The sequence below is a fragment of the Massilia frigida genome, from assembly GCF_011682175.1.
Classification (GTDB): Bacteria; Pseudomonadota; Gammaproteobacteria; order Burkholderiales; family Burkholderiaceae_D; genus Telluria_A; species Telluria_A frigida.
This window is the reverse complement of the sequence record NZ_WHJG01000048.1, coordinates 29119-48561: the sequence shown is the minus strand read 5'-3', so window position 1 is coordinate 48561 and position 19443 is coordinate 29119. Positions and strand designations below refer to the sequence as shown.

The 19443-nt window shown below is 62.4% G+C and carries 4 protein-coding genes; 2 read left to right on the top strand and 2 right to left on the bottom strand.

Features of this window, described 5'->3' with window-relative positions; genetic code table 11:
* The first annotated feature begins 154 nt into the window (after positions 1 to 154).
* Both F2P44_RS29605 and F2P44_RS29600 read left to right on the top strand, forming a co-directional pair.
* A complete protein-coding gene (locus tag F2P44_RS29605; protein ID WP_167092848.1) occupies positions 155 to 670 on the top strand; it encodes a hypothetical protein in 516 nt (171 codons plus the stop codon).
* 49 nt (positions 671 to 719) lie between these two features.
* Positions 720 to 881, top strand: a complete 162-nt coding sequence (locus tag F2P44_RS29600) for a hypothetical protein (protein WP_167092846.1) — start codon at positions 720 to 722, stop codon at positions 879 to 881.
* Between the two features lie 84 nt (positions 882 to 965).
* Here the strand turns inward: F2P44_RS29600 and F2P44_RS29595 are convergent, their stop codons facing one another.
* Together F2P44_RS29595 and F2P44_RS29590 are read right to left on the bottom strand one after the other, a co-directional pair.
* Complete coding sequence (locus tag F2P44_RS29595; protein WP_167092845.1) at positions 966 to 1478, bottom strand: hypothetical protein; 513 nt, start codon at positions 1476 to 1478, stop codon at positions 966 to 968.
* A complete protein-coding gene (locus F2P44_RS29590; RefSeq protein WP_167092843.1) occupies positions 1475 to 19429 on the bottom strand; it encodes a hemagglutinin repeat-containing protein in 17955 nt (5984 codons plus the stop codon). Before F2P44_RS29590 ends, F2P44_RS29595 begins: the two co-directional genes overlap by 4 nt.
* Between the last annotated feature and the right edge of the window lie 14 nt (positions 19430 to 19443).

The following is a 19443-nucleotide window of genomic DNA, read 5'->3' as shown; positions in this document are numbered from 1 at the left end:
ACCTACGAGATTGACCATGATTCCGCCACCTTAAACCAGCAGAGTCCGTCTAACTTCGAAAAACGTGATCAAAAATCACGATTTCCTCATGCCGACCGGTTCAGGAAAATAGTTTTGCAACTGGCTCAATGGACTCAAGAAATGCGTCGGCGTCATGAGCTCCAGAAACGGTTCCGTTTTTACCATTTCTTATCCCGATCTGCGTGTTGTGTTCAAGGTGGGCGATGGCGTTGCTGCCTTGCCGGAGTCGGCATCAAGCGACACGGATGGCGCCGCGCCGCCGACGGGAAGTGAGGCCGAAGGCACGGCCCATGACGGCAAAGCCGCGCCGGTCACCAACCATGGCAAGTCCCGCTCGCCGAGCAGGAAATCGCACACTAGGAAGGCTGGCAAGCAACCGGGTGCGCAAGGCTTCGGCCGCACCCAGCAACTCGCCATCGACGCGACGGTTCCCCATTTCGCCGACCAATGCGCAGTGTGCGGCCATGCCCTGCTACACGAAGGAGCCCAAGCCTATACCGGCTGGGACGAAATCGATATCGCCACCAAGATCGACGGCGTTGCCGGGCTGCGGTTGCGGGTGAGCCGCCATTTGCTTCACGCAAGCACCTGCGACTGCGGACATGTGACACACGCGCCGCACCACGCGGCCCCGGACGATCCGTTCTAGGCCGCAGTCGCGCTGGGGCAATGGCGCCTGATCGGCCCGCATCTGGCCGGTGCCATTCTTTCTGGCGCTGCGCATGCGCCTGTCGCGTGCGCGCATCCGGGAATTCTTCACCGAACTGTTCGACCTGCGGCTGAGTACCAGCGTCATCGACGAAACCATCCGCGAGGCCGGCCGCGCCGTCGCGCCGCTGGAGGATGAAATGATCCGTTAAAACTGGTTTTTCAAAAATGCCGCGCTTGGAGCGGACATTGCAGTGCGCACCATTGCAGTTTTTGAGTTTTGCAAGATGCCCAATCTATATGAGTTTTTCTTTAATCAAATCAACCGTTTTAGCAAATACATAGTGCCCGCCGTCCAATTTCGCTCCATCAGTGTATTTTGCAATGCCACATTGCTTGCATTCATATACCAGCTTGGCATTTTCCTCGTTTAAATACACACCCAATCCGTCGCGACCACAATTAGCGCACTTTTCATCCATCTCAAGTACGAGCAACATCTCAAAAGTATCTCGTAAAATCCGCGCAATGCTTTCCTTATCTTTTCCTTGTTGATTAAAGACTAGTTTTTTAAAAAAAAGTAATTCTTCGCCACGCATTAATGATATTTCAACGGGATAATCTGGCGCATCCAAAGTTATAAATCGATTAAATCCATAATCACTGAATGGCGGTCGCAAAAAATATTCTTTATACTTCCGGAGCCAATCCAGAATTACGTCTAGAATTTCGCGCGGACTCGCACCCTCATCCAAATTTCGAATATTCTCTTGAAATTCCGACCATATTCCTTTAAAACGATCACTCATTTCTTTACTCCCCTTACCGGATAAGCAGTAATTAAATTACCTCCACGATCTGTGAATACGGTAATAACCGAGGTAGGCGCACCACCTTCTTTTTTAGTTGTTAAACCAATCTCACGTCCAACATCGACAGTCCGCACGAATTGCCCCCCGTCTATTCCAGTAACTGGCGACTTAACGACGGTCGAACTTTGCAAAAGCTCTTTTAACTCATCAGGCGCAATTGTAAATATAGATCGGTTATTAGAAATTTCTCGGTTGAAATGCCCCTCTAAAACGTGCTTAAACCCTGCAGATACCGGTTCTTTTGAGTTTCCCCTTAATGGCGTGGTGGCAGCTCGGAGAAATGGAATATTTATCCTAGATTGAACACGTCCAGGAACCTCGAAGACGTGTACCGTACAGGTGCCATTCGCGCAGCCAGAGACGCACGGTCCGACATTGTGTACCCACGTTTCAAAAGCTCCAACAAAAAAAGTATGACCTATGTCAACGGTGAGGTTATGCGTACGCCCCTGTCGCTCGATCAATTCAAGTGACACAACCGTCACCGCATGGTCCGATAGATCACGCACGGTGAGCTTTTCGCCTGCCCTTAGGTCAATGGCCGAGACAAATCCCTTACCGACAATGTAGAACGGGTGCCCCGGAGTGACCAGCAATATTTCTTCCTGGCTTTGGCCTTCGCTCCTCTGCTTATTCAAGACAAGCCGATAAATTGGCTGATCGTCCCGAATATGCGTTGCCGTCACGGTTGCCGCAAACACATCGCCAGTGTTATTTTCACGCCTAGTCCATACCAGATCGCCCTGTTTCAGTGCTTCAATGGCAACGTATCCGTTTGGAGTTGCCACCTGCGTACCTGGCGCAAAACAACACGGCGCTATGTTTTGCCGGAGCACTTCAGTCTGGCTCATGACAGCGGAGCTGCCTTCACCTCCCACCGTTGTAGCGTTGCTAATCGAGTTCTTCGTATCGGACGGCAGTCCCGCTATGAAATCGTCGACGGCGTCACGCCCAATTGCGGGCGGCACTGGAGGAGTAGCAGTCTTAGCTTTAACTGCAGTATCCAACGCCGCGTCAATTTCAGCCGTAGTTGCGCCTCGCATACCATTAGCCAAGCCAGGGACAATCGCAACCTCTTCCGCTCCGCGCAAGGCTGAGCCGAATGCGGCTGCGCCCGGACCGGCCTCGGCCGCAACTCCAAGTCGGCCCGTCGCTCTCACCGCATTGCCAGGAACTAGCCCCATACCGCGCGTGAATGGATTCAACAAGCTCAATCCGTTCAATACCGCATCGCGCTTTGCTTTTTCATCCAAGGCGCGCAGATATTCTGCGGTACCTGGATCCTTGATGGCACGCGCGACCCGGTCCATACAGCCGAGCGGGCAATCTCCGAGCAATGGGAAATACAAATTTCCGTCGACCATCACGGTCCCGCGCGTCAACTTATCAGGAGGCGGCGGTAGACGTGGGCCACTTGACACTGCCGGTTTCGAGGGCGCAGCAAAAACATACGGGCTAGCCCCGTCGGTGTTGGCCTTTATAAATTTCAAGATGTCGTTTGTTGGTGCGGGCGGCAACTTTTCCCTCAACAACAGCTGGTCGCCGGGGATGGCAGTAAACGACATGCCCGGCGCAGCTTCGTGAAGCGGTTTCCATCCTTCGGTGGCATCACCGGGAATGGCGACAACCAGGCCACTTGTCGGGTGAACCGCATAAGACTCAAGGTGCTCGGGCTCGACCAATAACTGACGCCCGTCGGATACACCAGACCAACGTAGTGCATCCAGCAATTCTTTTTCCGAATACTTGCCTTTGCTTAGTTTTGCAAGTCGCGCCGCCGCTTCATAGTCTGCTGTGTGTAATTGGCGATTATTTAACTCTGCGGATAACGTCAAGTCTGCCATCTGCGCGTTACCGATTGCGGCCCCGACCACCACGCTGCTCAGATCCGCTACAAATTTCTTCTCGGTCGGCCCAAGCCCCTTCGTCAATTCATCGATCAACGGACTCTTCAATTCATTCAAGCTGCCCGCCACGAAACCTTTCAGCGCATCGCCACCGCCCACCTGGCTCAGGATCGAGGTTGCGGCCGCGTGCAGGCCAGCCTTGTAAAGGCTGCCATCTTTCCAATCGTCATATTGCCCCTGGAACTGGAGCATGGTGGCGCCGGCCTGCGCCAAGGTCTGCTCCAGCGTTGCACGCTTTGCCGGATCCGTCTCGGCGGCAAGTCGTCCTTCGGTCGCCGTCTTCAGCAACTGGGCATCGGTATACGGCTTGGTCATCGTCTGTGCAAGGTCACCAATCGCCTTGTACACATACGGCGCGCTGGCGCCGGCGGCGAGCTGCCCGGTGCCTTGTCCCGACAAGCCGCCAACCAGCAAGCCCGTCGCAACGGTCAGTGCGCGCGAATAGTCACCCTTCGGTCCCCAGTTCTTCACGTCGGTGTTGGCGACGTCTTGCGCAGTCGTTGCCGCAGTCAGGTTCCGGGTCGCCGCAGCAATATCCGACGTTGCAAGCGCACGCTGTTCCGGCGTACTGGCTGGATCACTCAATACCGCCCGAGCGCGCTCGATTTCCGTTTGGGAAGATTTGACGCCCGCTTCCGCCAGACTCAGTCGATTCGCCGCTCCGCGTGCGATATCGCCGTTGATCTGCTGGCCGGTCGCAATCAAGGTGCCTGCCGCCGCGCCCATCGCTTTCTGATCGGCCATCACGGCCTTCATGTCTTTCAACGGGTCGACTGCTTTATTCGCGGTTGCCAGATCGGTATGCGCGCCGAGTTCTGCCGCACTGCTCATGTCCTTGCCGCCGATGTTGATCTTGCCATCCGTCAGCGTTGCATAGGTCGTCGAACTGTCTTTGCCCTTGTCCAGCATCGGCAGGCCGGGCGTGGCATTCGGGTTGCGTGCGCCGGTGCTGGTTTGCGTCCCCGGCGCGGCTCCCTTGACCGCACCAGCCGTAAATCCGCCCGATGCGCTGAGCGACATGGCCTTGTAGTCCATCTCGTTGTCCAGGTTCTGGAACGTGATAGCCTTGGTGGTCAATGCCGAATTGGCCGCGTTGGTGCTACCGATTGCGCCACCCTTCAGGGCAATCGTGTCGGCCTTGACGTGATAGCCACCGTCGCCCGCAAACAGGCCCGACTGCTCCAGCACGACCTTGCTGCTGCCATCCGCCGACGTATGGCCGATATTGCCCGACGCTTCCCACGCGCTGCCGAACGACAACTGCACCCGCGCACCGACGTTGGTTTGCTCGTTGTGCTGCTTGTTGGTGTCCTGCAAGGACTCGATCGCCAGCTTGCCGCCGACATTGGCGGTGATGCTGTCGCCCTTGACGACTGCGCCCTTGAGCGTGGTGTCGTCTTTGGAGGCAATATTGACCGTAGCGCCAGTCAGCCTGGTATTGGTATGAACGGTGGCATTGTTATCGTATTCGCCCTTGCCCACGTTGGCGGTGGCGTACACATAGGTACCGGTCTGCGCACCGACCTGGACCCCGACACCCACCTCGACGCCGGCGTTATTGTTGCTCCCTTCGCTGCTCATCTGGCTGGTGGCCGATTGCAGGACGATGTCGCGCGCGGAGTCGAGTTTCAGTTCCTTGCCGGCGGTTATGCCAGCGCCGGTGGCCTTGATATCGCCTTCGGTCGTGGTCAGCGTCACATTGCCGCTGGTGCCCGTGAGCGTGCTGCCGATTGCCATGCTGCCGCTGCTCTGGTCGCGGCTCTTGGCGGTGGCAATGCCAATGCCAGCCTCGGCCTTGAACAGGGTGCCGCTGCCACCGATCCCCGCAGCAACCGCCTGATATGCGTTCGCTGCGGCGGCCATGTTTTGCATGGTCGACAGGCGTCCGTCGGATTCCTTGGCCGCCTTGCGGTTGTTGGCCAGGTCGATCAACGGCGAGCTGATACGCGCAAAGCCGCCGATCTTCAGGTCCGAACTGTCCTGCGCGTTATTGCTCGTATTGAGCGCCGTGCCAATGTCGATCGACTTGGCAGTCACGCTCACATCCTTGTTCGCAATGACATTACTGCTGGTCTGTGTGTATTTCTCCCCTGCCTTCAACGTAATATTGCCGTTGATGCTGGCCACGCCGGACTGCACCTGGGTGAGCGCGTCATTGCTGCCGTTCTTCTTGATGTTGTTGTATCCAGCAAAGCGTTCGGTGTCGGATACAACCACCTTGCCGATGGCCTTGTTGTTGCTGTGGTTATCGTTCGAGACGGTGTTCTGGCCACTCTGAATGGTCAGGTTCCTGCCGGCGGCGATGTCGACATTGCCCTTGTCGGCGACCACCGAAGCGGCCGTGAGAACAATGTCGCCATCGGTACTCTTGAGCGTGGCATTGCCGCCCACCGACAAGGTGGTGCCGCTAATCGTATCGGCACTGCCTTTGCCATTGTCCTTGTTGTTGAACATGCCAACCGGCAGGCTGCCGCGCGAATCGATGCTCCAGCCCTTGGCCTTGTTGTCCTGCCCTTCGCTCTCGGTGCTATGGGCAACATCGAGAACGATGCTGTCCTTGGCGGACAGCGTGGCATTGCCTTCGGCCTTCAGGGTCGCGCCTTCGCTGGTGATGCTGCCGCCAGTGGCGTCAATGCGCAGGTTGCCGCCCGCCTTGAGCGTGCTGACCTCGGCGGTGCTGCTGACATGATCCTTGGTCCCGGCCGCGCTGCGCGAATTGCCTTGCAATACCACGCCGTTAATTGCAGCGAGGAAGCCTTCCCCCACCCCGTCCGCGCGCTTGGTGATCTTGCCCACGCCGCTGTCGGCGCTGTTGCCCTTTTCGCTTTCCTTACGCGCATTGCTGAACGCCGCCTTCGGATCGAGCGTCACCCCGACCGAGATGCCTTTCGATGCCGACGTGTACGAGCTACGCTCGTCGCTGGTGTTCTGCGCTGCCAGCAGGTCGACCGTCTTGCCGCTCAAACTCAGGTCGGCTTTGGCCTTGAGTTCCGACGCCACCACCTTGATGCCTTCGCCGGCCGTCACGTTGACTTTGCCGTTGGTGGAGTTGACGGTCGATCCGACCTGGCTGACCAGGTCCAGCGCCGACTGGCTCGATCCACTCGACTTGCTGAAGCCCACACTGGCCGCGCCGCCGGCATAAGCCGCAGTGAACCCGGACTGCTTCTGTTCGGCGCTGTTGCGCTCCTTGTAGATTTCCTCCGCCGATTTGATCGTGACGTTGCCGGCGACCGCTTTCAGCGATACCTCGTTCACGCCTGCAATCATGCTGCCGCTGACCGTCAAGTCCTTGCCCGCCTCGACCAGCACGCTGTCGCCAACGACTCGGCTGCCGGTCACCTGCTGCAAGCTCTCCCTGCTGGTGCTGCTCGACATCTTGCTGCCACCAAGCGTACGGCTCTTGCTGTAGCTCTCGCGCAGACTGTCGTGCTCGGTCGTGATGGCCTGGACCGTGAGGTCGTTGTTCGCCAGCAGCTTCGCTACGCCGGTTTCGGCCACGATGGTGCCCGCGTTGAGGACCAGATTGCCGGTGCCGGCTTGGGCCATCGCCTTGCCATCCTTGTCTTGCTGGCCGCTTGCCACGCCGGTGGCGCTGATCGTGACGTTGTGGCCGGCGCTGACGGAGCCGCCGCTCAGGCTTTCGTCATCGTTCATGGCACGGTCGTACTGCTTGCGGCCCACCGTTTGTACGTCGACGAGGGTGCGGTCCTTGACCGCCGAGATGGTGACGTTGGCGCCGCCAATGTTCACGTCATTGGCGGCAGCAACACGGCTACCGCTCAGCGTAGCGTCGCCGCCCGCCCTGATGGTGGCGTTGTTGCCGGCGGTCAGGCTGCTGCCGACGTTCGATACGCTCGCCTCGTTGGTGTAGCCAGTCCGGCCCATCGTGTTGCCGCCGAGCGGCACAAACAGCGCGTGCTTTTCTTCCACGCCGGCGATATCGATGTTCTTGCCGGCCAATACACTGAGATTGGCGGCTGCGTCGACCTGCGCCGCGCGCGCCGTGAAATTGCCCCTGGCGTCGATCAGCACATTGCCGCCGGCAATGGTGGCGACCCTGTCGATGTTGGTGCGGCTCGATGTGCTGGTGCCGTTGTTGCCAACCGTGTCAATACTGCGCGTCTGCGTCGTGCTGGCCACGAGAATGTCGCGGCCGGCATTGAGCGTGACCCGGCTGTCGTCGGTGGCGCTGCCGTCCACGCCCTTGTTGGACAGGCCGGCAATGCGCCCGCCCACATTGGCGATATCGTTCGCCGCCTTGATGTCGATCACATTGCCGGCGATGGTGCCGCTATTGCTGACATTGCGGGCGTCGAGCGTGACCGCGCCATGCATGTCGGTCGGCTTCGCATTGGCGTAGCCGGCCAGGATGGTGCCGCTGTTGCTGATGCCGCCGTTCTGGTTGCGGATGGTGACGTTGTCGCCGGCGATCAGGGCGCCGCCGGTCGACAGGTCGCCCTGCTGCGGACGGCGCAGGTAGACCTTGGGTACCAGGGCCGTGGTGGTGCTGCCGTCCGGCAGGCTGACGGTTTCTTCCTGCATCCACACGATGTCGGTGGTCAGCTGGGCCATCTGCTGCTCGGACAGCGCCACGCCAGGCGTGAGCTGGAACTGTTTGGCGTAGGCGACGCCCGAATCCATCAACGCCTTGAACGCCTGTTCGTTGTTCTCGTAGCCGGACAGCTTGTTGCGCCCGGTGATGTTGATCAACTGGTCGGCGAACGCGCGTTGCTCGACAAAACCATCGCCGTAGCGCTTCAGGGTGCGCTGCGGATCAATGTCAAGCTGGTCCAGGAAGTAATCGCTGCCGGTCCATTTGTTTTTATCGGTGAACAGCGGGTCGGTTTCGACCAGGTAGCCGGCGCCCTCGCCCGGTTTCAGGGAGAACAGATTGCCGGTCGGCGCTTTCCAGTCCGTGTTGCTGGTCAGGGTGACGTTCGGCACCTTCGGATCGGTGACCCGGCCGTTGATGTCTTTCGTGTTCGGGCCAAAGACCCCGGCATCGACTTTCTTGTCCGCCACGGTCACGGGACGTGCGGCGGCGAATTTGGCGAACGAGGTCGTCAGGTCGCCGATGGCCGTTTGCTGGGCTGCGCGGGCATTGCCCGCGATGACGCTGCCAGGCAGGGCATTGCCTGCCACCTGGCCCTTGACGATAGGCTGGGCGCTCGTGCCGACCGTAACGTCCGTTGCGCCGCCGCTGCCTTGTTGCTGGGCGTCGGTCGAGACCGGGCCGGCCCCTCCGGCTGTACCGGCTGCCTGGGCGTCGATCTTGGTGCCGCCAGCGGCGACGGAGGTGTCAACCGATGGCGTGCCGCCGGCGCTAACGCCCTGAGCTGCCACGCCCTGCACCGCGGTATCGGCATTGATCGCGCCGACGTTGATGCCGACGGTCGTGCTGCCGGTCGTGTAGGTGGCGACGTTACCCGTCTTCGTAGTCGTCACGTCGCCCGCCGCAGTGTTGCCACTGCTGGCGGTGAGATTGCCGGCTACGCCGGTGCCAAGGGTACCGACGACTTTCGCCGGATCGGCAGGGGCAATCGTTGCGTCATCAGGAGCGGCCGGCGCGGGCGCCATGCCGCCACTGTCGTACAAAACGGCGGCAACATCGATCGATGTTGTAGGGCCGACGTCCTGAATGGCCGTGAATTTGCTATCTACTCGATAGTGTTTGCATTTCCCCTTCCAGTCGCAATCATTCTTGACTTCGGTAAAATAGCTACTTCCATTTTCCGTGATGGCCTGGGTTCCCTGGGTAGAGATGTTGACCGTATCGCCTGGCGTTTTCTCAACGCCATTCCCAACTTCAGCGGCGCCGGTGATGGAGACGTTACCGCCGGCGACAATCTGGCTGTCGACGTTCATCGCCGCTTTCGCCGTGATATTACCCGCCGCCGTTACCAATCCGGCGTTTGAGCTGTCGACAACCGATTTCACAATGGTGCGAGTGTCGATCGTGGTCTTGGTGTAATCCTCGATCTTGTTGTGCAAATCGCTAGGATGAATATAGTAGTGCTGGTCGTCCGTGTAGTACGACAACTGGTCCAGCGTATAGGCAGTATTCGAGCCTCTGGGCGTAATAGTGATGAAATTGACTGGCACAACCGTGGTCTGGTCGGAATAAGCAATTCCGCCCTTTAATCCATACGCGCTGCAATTGGATGCGCCCTGGCCGTTATCGACGCCACCGTTCACGCAATTCAGGTTGGTCAGGCTGCCGATGTCCAGGTTTGCACCTGATTCGATTCGCGCGCCCGCATTGACCACGCTACCCAGCGTCATATTGCCAAGGCTGAGCACATTAGCGCCCGGCTTATTGATCAACAAGCCGCTCATGGTCAAGATATCGCGCGCGCCGATGGTGGCATCCTTCTCATTCGTCACCGCGCCGCCCATCACCACGTTGCCGCCGTAAATCCGCCCGCTATTGAAGGTGCTGCCACCCGTGACCGTCGTGGTGCCGATCGAATTGACTACGCCGGTGCCGGCATTGGTAAACGTGCCGACATCGAGCGTGGTATTGGTCGCGCTGATCGAGCCGTAGTTATTCAGTTCCGTGGCCGACAGGCGCAGATCCTTGGCCGCGCTGATCGTGCCGATCTTGGTGTTGGTGTACTTGCCGTTATTGAGAACAATCTCCAGATTGTTCTCGGCCGCCACGATACCGCCGTTGGTGTAATCGCCATCCATGGCCAGGCGCAGGGTACCGGTAGATGCCATCACGCCGTCGGCGCTGAATTTCTTCATGGTCGCCGTCAGCATGGTGGTGGCATCGGTGCGCCCGCTGGTATTGATGAAGTCAGCCGTGTCAATCGTGACTGCTTCGCCGCTCAGCTGCCCGCCCGTATTATTGATACTGGCCGAACCAGCCACCTTGAGGTTCTTCAGCGCCACGATCGCGCCATTCACATTGCCCACCGTGGCCGCATTCACGGTCACCGTGTTCGATGCCAGCAAACCCTTGTCGAACGCGCCGTTGTTGGTATTGCTGTTATCAATGGCCGCCGCGTCCACCAGGAGGTTATTGTTCGCAAACACCGTGCCGCCGACGTTATTCAACACCGGCGCCTTGAGCGTGGTATCGAGCGCGGACTTGATATTGCCGTCCTGGTTATTGATGCCCGCGGTTGCGGTCAGGCTCAATTCCTTCAAGGCCAGCATGGTCGAGCCGCCGGTATTGTCGATGCTGGTGCCGTCGATGGTCAGCTTGCCGTCGGCGCCGATATAGCCGCCGTTCTGCTTGACCGTGCCGCCGCTGATGGTGATGTCGCCTTTGCTGACAATCCCGCGCTGGGTGCCGCTGTTATCGTTGGTCAGCGTTTTGGCCGTGATCGCGATGCCGCCCGTGCCCGCTTCGATCACGCCGGCAGTGTTGTCGACGCTCTCGGCATCGACCTTGGCCGACGTCAAGCCCGACAGCACGCCGCCCGCATTGTGCACGTCCTTGGCCGCCACGATTAGGGCGCTGCCCGAACTGACGATGCCGTCCGTGTTGTCCAGCTTGCCCTTGAGGCTGCTGAGCTTGACGTCACCCTGGCTGGCAATCCGGCCGCCCTGCATATTGAGCAGGTTGGCGTCGGTCCTGGCCTGCACGCCGGTCAGGCCGTAGATATCGCCGTTCTGGTTCCAGATACCGTTGCCGGCATCGATGGCGACCGTCGAGGTATCGCTCTGGATCGAGCCGCCCTGGTTGATCACAACGCCAGTGCTGCTGGTCAGCGCCACTTTCCCCGCAGCGCCAATGACGCCGCCGGTATTGTCCACGCCATTCTTGGCGACGATGCTTGCGTCAAGGCCGGCGACCAGGCTGCCGCCCTTATTGCCGACACCAAGCTTGGTTGTGATATCCAGCGCCGTCTTGGCGCTGACCAGGCCGCCGTTATTGTCGAAAGTGCCGGCCTTGATGGCGACCTTGTCCTTGTTGCTGACCACCTGGCCCTTGGCGTTGCCCAGGGTACCGCTCTCCACGCTCACCACGCCATCGGCTACGATATTGCCGCCCGCATTGTCGGCCAGGCCCGTGGTCGTCACGGTCACCGTGTCGGCGGCGGTGATATTGCCGCCATTGGTATTGAGCAGGTCGCTGCCCGTGATGCCGATCTTGCCGGCAGCGCTGGCGATAGTGCCGCCGCTGTTGATCAGCGCGCCGTTGCCGGAGTCGAGCGACACCAGATGGTCCGCCGCGATCAGGCCGCCGCTGTTGACCATGCCGCGCGCCTTGAATTCGATCACGCCGGTGGCGGACAAAGTGCCGCCAGTGTTGTCGAGCACGCCGGTGCCGGCGTCGAAGAACAGGTTGTCGGCGCTGATCGCCACGCCGCCGGTACGAATGCCCATGGCTTGCACCAGCAGGTCGGTACCGAACTGATAGGTAAAGTCGAGCGCGCTGAAATCGACAGACTGCTGCCCCATGCCGAACGACAAGCGTTTGCCGGCCGCCAGCTTGGCGCCGGACGTGGCCACCAGGCCGCCACCATAGATGGCGGCATTATTGCCCGCAGCGAACTGCCCGTTGCGGTAGTCCAGGGTATTGCTCGCCTGTAGGGAAATATCGCCCTGGGTGCTGATGTTGATGGCGGCGGCCTGCACATCGGTGCCGTTGATATTGACGGCGGTGTTCGCGGCCAGAGCCGCATTGTTCAAGCCAACCGTGCTGCCTGCCACGGTAATCGTATTGCCGGCTTGCAGGCTGCTGCCGTTCAGGGCCACGTCCGCGCCCGTCACGGTGATGTTCTTGGTGACGGCGATCTGGATGCCGTTGGCGTCCAGGCGCGTGTTCGCGCCCAGCGACTGGATGGCGAAGCTGTCGCCGGCGGCGATGGTGCTGCCGGTTAGCACGGCGTCGCCGGTGGCCAGGGTCACACCGCCATTGCTGGCAAAGCGTCCGCCCGAGCCATCGAAACGCGCACCCTGGGTATTGATCGTCAGCGCTTGCTGGCCGATGACCTCGCCCTTGCGGCCATCGAAGGCCGCAGTGCTCAGGTTGGCGCCACCCTGGGCGCTGACCAGGCCGCGTACATTGTCGAACGCGCCGGTCGTGGCCACCAGATTGGCGCCCGTAGTGATTTTACCGTCGGTATTGTCGAATCGGCCGGCCGCGTTCACGGTGGTGTTGCCGCCGCCGGAAATGATGCCCTTGCTGTTGTCGAACGCGCCCGTACCCGCGTTGGCGCTCAGTGCGCCATTGCTGAGCATGGAACCGTTGACCGAGGTGATGCCATTGGCGCTGACGGCCAGCGCCTTGGCGCCGGTCAGCTTGCCGTTGGTATTATCGAGCGCAGCGCCGGCCTGGATGGTCAGCTTGTTGGCCGCTTCGATGGCGCCGTCGCGGTTGAGCAGCGCGCCATTGACGCTGATCGTTACATCTTTCCCGGCCGCGATCACTCCGCCGGCGCCGACGGCGCCATTGCGCAGCTGTCCGCCCGTCAGGCTGACGCTGCCCTGCGCGCTGCGGATGGTGCCGGCGCTGTTGTCGACCGTGCCGCCGGTGTCGGCCAGCAAGGTCAGGTCGCCGTTCGATGCCAGGGTGCCACCCAGGTTGTGTACACTGCCCGCGTCCAGCTTGAGCGTTTCGCCCGCCAGGACGCTGCCGCCGCTGTTGAGCAAGGTGCCGCTGCCGGCCTGCACGGTCATGGTTTTTCCGGCACTCAGCAGCGCGCCGCTGTTGTCGATGCCCTTGCCCTGCACGGTGGCGTGCGCGCCGGACGTGATGCGGCCCTGCGCGTTGCCGAGCGCGCCCTGCGCGATCAGCGACAGGTCCTTGCCCGCGCTGATCAAGCCTTTGCCGCTGTCGATGTTATTGCCAGCAACCGTCAGCTTGCCCGCCGCCACGATGGCGCTGCCCGTGCCCTGGCTGGCGATGTCGCCGGCGTCGATTGCGACCGATGCCTTGGCGCTTTGCACGATGCCGCCACGGTTGTCGAGCAACGCCTTGCCTGCGTCGAGCATCAGGTCGTCGCTGGCGATGATCACGCCGTCGACGTTGCCCACGCCCTTGGCCGCAATGCTGGCCTTGCCGCTGGCCTGGATCTGGCCGCCCTGGTTGTCGAGCGCGCCGCCGAGGGTCTTGACGTCGAGCGTCAAGTCCTTGCCCGCGCTGATCAAGCCTTTCTTGCTGGTGAGCGAGGCGCCGTCGATGTCGAGCGCTCCGTTGGCGATCAGCTTGCCGGCATCGTTGGCTATGCCCTTGTTTGCGGCAACCAGCATGTCGCCGCCGGCCTGGATGGCGCCGCCCCGATTGGCGAGCCCGTCCGTTACGCTCAGTCCGAGGTTCTTGCCGGCCACGATATTGCCATCCTTGTTGACCAGCGCGCCCTGGATCTGCGCGTCCAGGCCCGCGCCGGCCGCAATGGCGCCGCCGCTGTTATCGAGCGTGCCGGCGCTGGCCAGGGTCATGCCGCCATCGCTGGCCAGGCTGCCCTTGACGTTTGTGATGGCGCCCGCCGCGCCGGTATCGATGGCCAGCTTGCCGCCGGCCTTGACCTGGCTGCCGCTGTTGTCCAAGCCCTTGGTATGCAAGGTAACGTTGCCATTACTGCCGATCAGCGCCTTGTCGCTGCTGTCGACCTTGCCGGCCGTCAGTTCAATGCCGGTGCTGCCGGCCAGGGTGCCGGCGCGGTTGTCGATATCGCCCGCCTTGACGTTCAGGCTGGTGCCGGCCTGGATCTTGCCGGCATGGTTGTCAATGGCCTGCACCTGCATCGTGAGCGCCGTGTTGGCCACCACCTTGCCGCCCGCGTTGCCGAGCTTGCCGGCCACGATGTCGAGTTTTCCCAGGGCGCCAAGCGTGCCCTTGCTGTTGTCCACGGCGCCGCTGCCGCTGTTGATGAGCAGGTCGCCGTTGCTGACGATGCTGCCGCCCGTGCTGTCGATGCCATTGCTGGTGAGCTTGAGGGCCGGCGCGTTGGCGGCGGCATCGGTGGCGAGGATGGTGCCGCCGCGATTGCTCAGCACGCCGTTGCCGACGTCGAGCGTGATGTTCTTGCCGATCGCGCGGCCATCATCGAGGATGACGCCCTGCGCCTTGACATTGAGCGCCGCATCCGTGAGGAAGGCACCGCCCTGCGCGCCCGGCAGGGCACTCTTGCCCAAGTCGATGGCGCCCGTGGTCACCACCGTCAAGTCCTTGAATGCCGAATACTGGCCACCCTTGAGCGAACTGGCGGTCACGTCCAGCTTGCCGCCGGCGCCGATGGCCGCGTCCTGGGCGTTGATCGCCGCACCGCTGGCGATGGCGATATCGCCGCCGGCCTGGATGATGGCCTGGCGCGCATCGAGCGCTGCGCTGGCAATACTGGTGCCGGCGCCGCTGGAGAGCTTGGCGTGCGCCAGGTCGGCCGCGCCCGATTTCAGGCTCAGCAGGCCCGAGGCCAGCATGTCCGCGTGGCTGGCGTCGATGGAACCGCCTTTACTGTCGATCAGCAGGTCGCCGGCGGCGGCGCTGATGGCCGCGCCTTGCGCCACGATCTGCTCGGCGGACAGGCTCACGCCCTTGCCCGCGCGCAGCTGGCCGGCGCTCAGGTCGATCTGGCGCGCGGTCAGGGTCAGCGCTTTTTCACTGAGCACACTACCCTTGGCGCCCTTGAAGTCGCTGTTGCCGAGGTCGAGCACCAGGGTGTTGCCGCTGGCGATCTTGCCGCCGCTATTGTCGATGGTGCCGCTGTTGATGACGGCCCCGGCCACACCCACGATCGAACCGCCCTTGTTGTTCAGGTCGGTGGCGCCGCCGGCCGCAACCGGCTTGCCGGCGATGCGGTCGAGGCCGGTGTGCGTTTGCAATGTCAGTTGGTCGCGCGACAAGATGCTGCCGCCGCCATTGTCGATGCCGCCGTCGCGGGCAAGCAGCTTGAGCGCGCCGTTGGCGGCAATCGCGCCGCCGGCATTGTTGATGGTGGCGCCCGACAAGGCCGCGCTGCCGATGGCCGATACCGCGCCGCCAGCCGTGCTGATGCCCTGACCGGCATTGAGCGCCACATTGCCGCCGGAAGAAATGGTGCTGTTGGCAACGTTAATCTGCCCGCTTGCTTCGAGCGCAATGCTGCCCTTGGCGATGAAGCCGCTGTCGGCAATCTGGCCGGCGCTGCCGCCAGTGTCGATATTGTTGGCCTTGAGCGTGATGCCGCCGCTCTCGCTGCGATGCCGGCTGCCGTCAGCCTTGTAGTCCGCGCCGCGCGTATCGAGCGCGATATCGCTCTTTGCCGCCAGGGTTGCGTTGGCGGCATCGATGCCTTTGCCGTCGATGCGCAGGCCGGCGCCGCTGGCCACATGCGCGCCAGCAAGGACGATGCCGCCCGTGCCCGCATGCAAGTCCAGGTCGCCCGCGCTCGACAGGCGGCTGGCGCCGCCGTCGATGTTGGCGGCGTCGATGCGCAGTTCGGCATTGCTCGCAATCTGCGTGCCTTGCAGGCTGGCGCCGTTGGCGGCCTTGACGGTCACCGCGCCGTTGGCGTTGATGTCGCTGCCGGCAAGGTTGACGCTGTCGCGTCCGCTAACGGCGATGGCGCCGTTGCTGAGAATAGTCGCGCCCTTCGCTTGCATGTTGTTGGCGGACAGATCGACCGAGCCGCCGGCATGGATAGTGCTCTGGTCCAGGTACATGCCCTGGCCGGCTGCAATGACGATCTGCTCGTGCGACGAGATCTGTGCGCCGTCCGCGTCGAAACGCCCGGCACTGATGCTGACCGGCCCGCCCGCGTTCAAGCTGCCGTTGCCGCTGTTGGCCACGCCGCTCACGCTCAGGGTCAGGTCCTTGCCGGCCGCCACCGTGCCGCCGCTGTTATTCAGTGCACCGGCAGTCAGGTTAAGGGTCTGGTTGGCGGCGAGTCGGCCGCCGATATTGCTCAAGTCGGCTGCCAGCAGGGTCATCGTGCCCTGCGCCTCGATCACGCCGCGGTCGTTGCCGAGGCGCTGGCCGTTCGCTTCGATGATGACATCCTTGCCGGAACGCAGCTGGCCGTCGGTATTGTCGACGTCGTTGCCGCGCATGACGATGCTGCTGCCCGTGGCGATGCTGCCGGAGCGATTTTTCAGCGCGCCTGCCGACAAATCCATGTCGCCGCTCACGACGACCTTGCCGCCGTTGTTGTCGAACGCCTGGGTTTTTGCGTCGAACACGGCATTCGCGTCGGACGACAGGACGCCACGGTTGTTGTCGATGCCATTGCCGCGCACCACCAGCGCCGGAGCGCGCGTGCCGCCGCCGGACTCGGCCACGATCGTGCCCTGCACGTTGCTCACGCTTCCAAGGCCGGCATCGAGCACGATGTGCTTGCCGCCAAGCAGCGCCTGGTCGGTGACGATGCCTTCGGCACGCACCGCAATATCGCCGCCAGCGCGGATGGCGCCGCCAGTCAGGTCGAGCTGCTTGTCCATGCGGACCTCGACGTCACCCGCGGCCGACAGTTTGCCGCCCTGCTGGCTCTGGCCGGTCACGGTCAGCTTGCCGCCGGAAACGGCGCTGCCGCCCTTCATCAGCAAGGTGCCGGCCGCCAGGCCGAGGCCGCGCGCGCCGGACAGGCTGGCGTCTTGCAGGTCGACACTGTCGGCCTTGAGCGCGACGGTGCCGCTACTTTCCACGCGCAATTGCTGGGCGTGCAGGTCGCGGCCATTGATGTCCACGTTGCCGTTGGCGGCAATCGCGGCCTTGTCCAGCCGGGCGTCGCCGGTGGCGGCAACGTTCACGCTGCCGACCGAGGCGATCGTGGCGCCGGCGGCCGACAGATTGCCTGCCTTGACGGTCAATGCCTGCCCGGCTTGCAGCTTGGCAGCGCCGGCCAGGATGTCGCTGGCGGCAAGGTCGAGCGTGCCGTTGCTGGCGAGGCTGGCGCCGCCCAGGTCGAGTGCCGCGCCGCTGACGGCCAGCTTGCCGCCGGCACTGATGTCGCCATCGCGCCCGAGCACGCGGCCGGCATCGATGGCAATGTCCTTGGCCGCCGCAATCGCGCCCTTGGTATTGTCGAGGCGCCCAGCCTTGATGGCGACGCCGGCCGAGGTACTCTGGATGATACCGTCGGCACTGTCGATCAGGCCGCTGGCGGTGAGGCTGACGGCATTGCCGGCCTGGATGGCGCCGCCGGCATTGTCCAGCGACGTACCGGAGAACGTGAGCGCCCCGGCGGTGATGAGCTTGCCTTTATTGTTGTCGAGGGCGCCGTCCAGCACCAGGTCGCTGGTGATGGACAGGGTGCCTTCGCGGTTACGGATGCTGCCGACGTTGCCGAACACGGCATCCTTCGATGCCAGCGTGCCGCCCGTGTTGTCGAGCCTGCCACCACCGGCATCGAGCGCCAGCTTGTCGGTCGCGACGATCTTGCCGCGCGTATTGTCGATGCCGGCGGCGCGCAGGTCGATGTTGCCGGCCGCGTAGATCACGCCGCCGGTGTTGTCCAGCTTGCCCTTGCCAGCATCGATGGCCAGCGCGGCCGCCGAGACGGTCGCGGCGGCGGTGTTTACGCCCTGGCCGCGCAGGTCGATGGCCTTTTTGGCCGTCAAGCTACTGCCCTGGATGTTCAGGGCGCCGCTGGCATTGAGGGACAGATCCGTTCCGGCCGCCAGCACGCTGTTGGCAGCGCGCAGTTGGCCGGCCTTGACCGTGACCGCCTCGTTGGCGGCCCACTGCTGCTGGTCCACCATGATGCTGTCGGCGGACACCTTCAGGGCGCGCTCTGCCTGCAAGACGCCGCCCTTGCCGTCGATAGTCCGGGCCTGCAAACTGAGGTCGGTGGCCGAATACATGCTGCCGCTGCTGTTGATGCGCTCGGCGGCCAGCACCAGGGTCTCGCTGGCGGACTTCTGGATCACGCTGCCGCTGTTGTCGATCTGGCCGGTGGTGAGCAGCACGCTTTGCTCCGCGCGCAGCACGGCGCCGTTGTTGACGGCAATGCGCTCGGCCGCAGCGATGCGCACGTTGCGCTCGGCGTTGGTCTGTCCCGCCAACGTCACCTTGCCGCTGCTGGACAGGTCGACGTCTTTCTTGCTGTAATTGTCCTTCAGGGTCAGGTCGCCCTGCGCGCTCAGGGTCAGGTTTTCCGACAGGGAAGCAATGCGGCCGGCGCTGTTTACGCCCAGGCCCTTTTCGGTGGCGACCAGATAGATCTGGTTGGCGTACATGCCGCCCAGGTCGGCGATATCGATGGCGAACTTGGGCGCATTGCCGCTGCCATCCTGCTGGGTGGCCTTGAGCGTGCCGTACAAGACCTTGTTGGCGCCCAGGACGGCCTGCAAGTTCTTGGTGGAGATCTCGCCTTCGATCACGATGCCGCGCGCCAGCAGGTCGAGCTGCTCGACATTGCTGGCATTTAAGCCACGGGCGCCGATGCTAATCACGCCGCGCTGCACGTTCAGGCTGTCGAGCTGGCCGGCGCTATTGTATTGCGGCGTGCCGGTGGTCAAGGTGGCGCGGCCGGCGGTATTGAGAAAGCCGCAGCCGTCGCAGCTGATGCCGTTGGGGTTGGCGATGACCAGGTCGGCGCGCTGCCCTGCCACTTCGATATAGCCGTTCAGGCGCGACGGATTGCCGGACGTGACTTCGTTCAGGATGATGCGGGCGCTGGTGGTGCCCAACTGCATATTACCGTTGACGATACCGCCCAGCTGGGTGCCGACACTCTCCCGGCTGTTATTCAGGATCAAGCCCCTGCTATCCACGTTGAACTGGTCGTAGCGGTTGTGCGACACGCCGGCCGCGCTTGGCGGCGCGATCAGCACGATCGGCACGCCGTTGGCGGCGGCATCGACCAGCGGCTTTTGCCCGGCCGGCGCGTTGCCGGCGGCCACAACCTGCGCGTAAGCCGGTCCCGCGATCAGCGCCGTCTGCAAGATCTGCAGCACGATCATCATCCTCGCCACCACCCGCGTCCACGGACGGCCGCCACGGCCCACCGCCTCCATCGGCTGCTCCAATTGCGCCTGGACCTGCCGGTCGGCCGCGGTCAAGGTCGATTGTTTGCTCTTTAACAGATGGCGGATAGGTGATTTCATGATGGGTCCTTGGG